This is a genomic window from Mesorhizobium sp. M7A.F.Ca.CA.002.04.1.1 (assembly GCF_004022805.1).
Classification (GTDB): Bacteria; Pseudomonadota; Alphaproteobacteria; order Rhizobiales; family Rhizobiaceae; genus Mesorhizobium; species Mesorhizobium ciceri.
Map to the genome: position 1 here is coordinate 1 of NZ_RZPL01000876.1, position 2,121 is coordinate 2,121.

3 protein-coding genes are annotated in these 2,121 nt (G+C 65.6%); all 3 read right to left on the reverse strand.

Translation table 11 applies throughout. The features are described 5' to 3' along the window. A partial coding sequence (locus tag ENZ75_RS29780) for an NAD(P)(+) transhydrogenase (Re/Si-specific) subunit beta (protein ID WP_206617129.1) occupies positions 1 to 559 on the reverse strand: 559 nt, incomplete at its 3' end. Between the two features lie 6 nt (positions 560 to 565). Continuing rightward, positions 566 to 994, reverse strand: a complete 429-nt coding sequence (locus ENZ75_RS29785; RefSeq protein WP_024501908.1) for an NAD(P) transhydrogenase subunit alpha — start codon at positions 992 to 994, stop codon at positions 566 to 568. Further along, positions 991 to 2,121, reverse strand: a 1,131-nt coding sequence (locus tag ENZ75_RS29790; protein ID WP_164888113.1) for an NAD(P) transhydrogenase subunit alpha, incomplete at its 5' end; no start/stop codon positions are given. The genes ENZ75_RS29790 and ENZ75_RS29785, both read right to left, overlap by 4 nt.

Consider the following 2,121-nt stretch of genomic DNA (forward strand, 5'->3'; position numbering starts at 1 on the left):
CGGTGGTGACCAGCAACACGATCAGCACGACGAGCGCGATAGCAAGTGCGGCGTTGATGAAGTGGCGTGCGCCGATCATGATCGGCTTGCCGGACATGCGGCCATCGAGCTTGAGGAAAGCGATGACCGAGCCGGTGAAGGTGATGGCGCCGATGGCGACGCCAAGGCTCATCTCGATCAGGGCCTGGGCATGAATGTCGCCATCCGTGCCGATGCCGAAGCTTTCCGGGGCATAGATCGCGGCAGCCGCCACCATGACGGCGGCGAGGCCGACCAGCGAGTGGAAGGCAGCGACCAGCTGCGGCATCGAGGTCATGGCGATGCGGCGCGCGGTAACGGCGCCGACGCCGCCGCCAATGGCAAGGCCGAGCACGATCAGGCCGAAGCGGCCGGCGGACGGGGTCGCCAGAGCCAGTGTGGTGGCGATGGCAATACCCATGCCGATCATGCCGTAGAGATTGCCCTGGCGGCTGGTGGTCGGATGCGACAGGCCGCGCAGCGCCATGATGAACAGGACACCGGAGACGAGGTAGAGGAAGGACGCGAAGTTGGCGTTCATGGCGCTCTACTTGTCCTTCTTCTTGTACATGGCCAGCATGCGCTGGGTGACGAGGAAGCCGCCGAAGATGTTGACCGAAACCAGCATCAGCGCGACGAAGCCGAAGCCCGCGGCAATGCCGGAGGCGGCGATGCCGACGGCAAGCAGCGCGCCGACGACGATGACCGAGGAGATGGCATTGGTGACGGCCATCAGCGGCGTATGCAGTGCGGGGGTCACCGACCAGACGACGTAGTAGCCGACGAAGATCGCCAGGACGAAGATGGCGAAGCGGAAGACGAAGGGATCGATGGCGCCGCCGGAGAGCGCATGCGCGGCATCACCGGCCGCGTCAGTGCCGCCGGGCGCGGTCGCCAGATTGTGCACCGCCAGCCGGACGGCGGCGGAGGCCTGGTCGAGCTGGTCGAGGGCTTTCTGCAGGGTCTGGTCCATCACGCGATCCCTTTCGGCTTCGACGAGGGCGACTTGGGTGCGGCCGCCTTCTTGGGCGCGGCTTTCTTGGGCGAAGCATCGGCGACCATGGTCTTGGCCGGGATCGCGGCCGGCTCGACATATTGGCCCTTTGCCGGCTGCTGGTCGGCTTTCACGAAAGCCGGATGAACCACCTTGCCGCCATCGGTCAGCATCGTTGCCTTGACCAGATCGTCGTCGCGATTGATGGCAAGCGTCTTGGCCGTCTTATCGACCAGCGTCTCGAGAAAGGCGAACAGGTTCCTGGCATAAAGCAGCGAGGCCGACGCCGCGATGCGGCCAGGCACATTGAGATGGCCGACAATCTTGACGTTGTTGGCGGTGGTGACCACCTTGCCGGCTTCGGCGCCCTCGACATTGCCGCCGCGCTCGACCGCGAGGTCGACGATCACCGAGCCCGGCTTCATCGAAGCGACCATCGCCGCCGAGACCAGCTTGGGCGCCGGCCGGCCGGGAATGAGCGCCGTGGTGATGACGATATCCTGCTTGGCGATGTGCTCTGATGTGAGTGCCGCCTGCTTGGCCTGATATTCCTTCGACATTTCCTTGGCGTAGCCGCCGGCCGTTTCGGCCGCCTTGAATTCCTCGTCCTCGACCGCGAGGAACTTGGCGCCGAGCGAGGCGACCTGTTCCTTGGCGGCGGGGCGAACGTCGGTGGCGGTGACAACCGCACCAAGCCGGCGCGCGGTGGCGATCGCCTGCAGGCCGGCGACGCCAACGCCCATGATGAAGACCTTCGCCGCCGGCACCGTGCCGGCCGCCGTCATCATCATCGGCAAGGCGCGGTCATATTCCGAAGCCCCGTCGATCACCGCCTGATAGCCGGCCAAATTGGCCTGCGAGGACAAAACGTCCATCGACTGCGCGCGGGTGATCCGGGGCATGAATTCCATCGAGAAAGCGGTGACGCCGGCCTTGGCAAGAGCTGCCACGGCGGCATCGTTGCCGTAGGGGTCCATGATGGCGATCACAGCCGCGCCGGGCTTGTAGCTCTTCAGCTCGGCATCACCAGGCCGGCGCACCTTCAGCACCACATCGGCCTTGGCGACATCGGAAGCCTTGCCGATAGCAGCGCCGGCGCTCGCATAGTC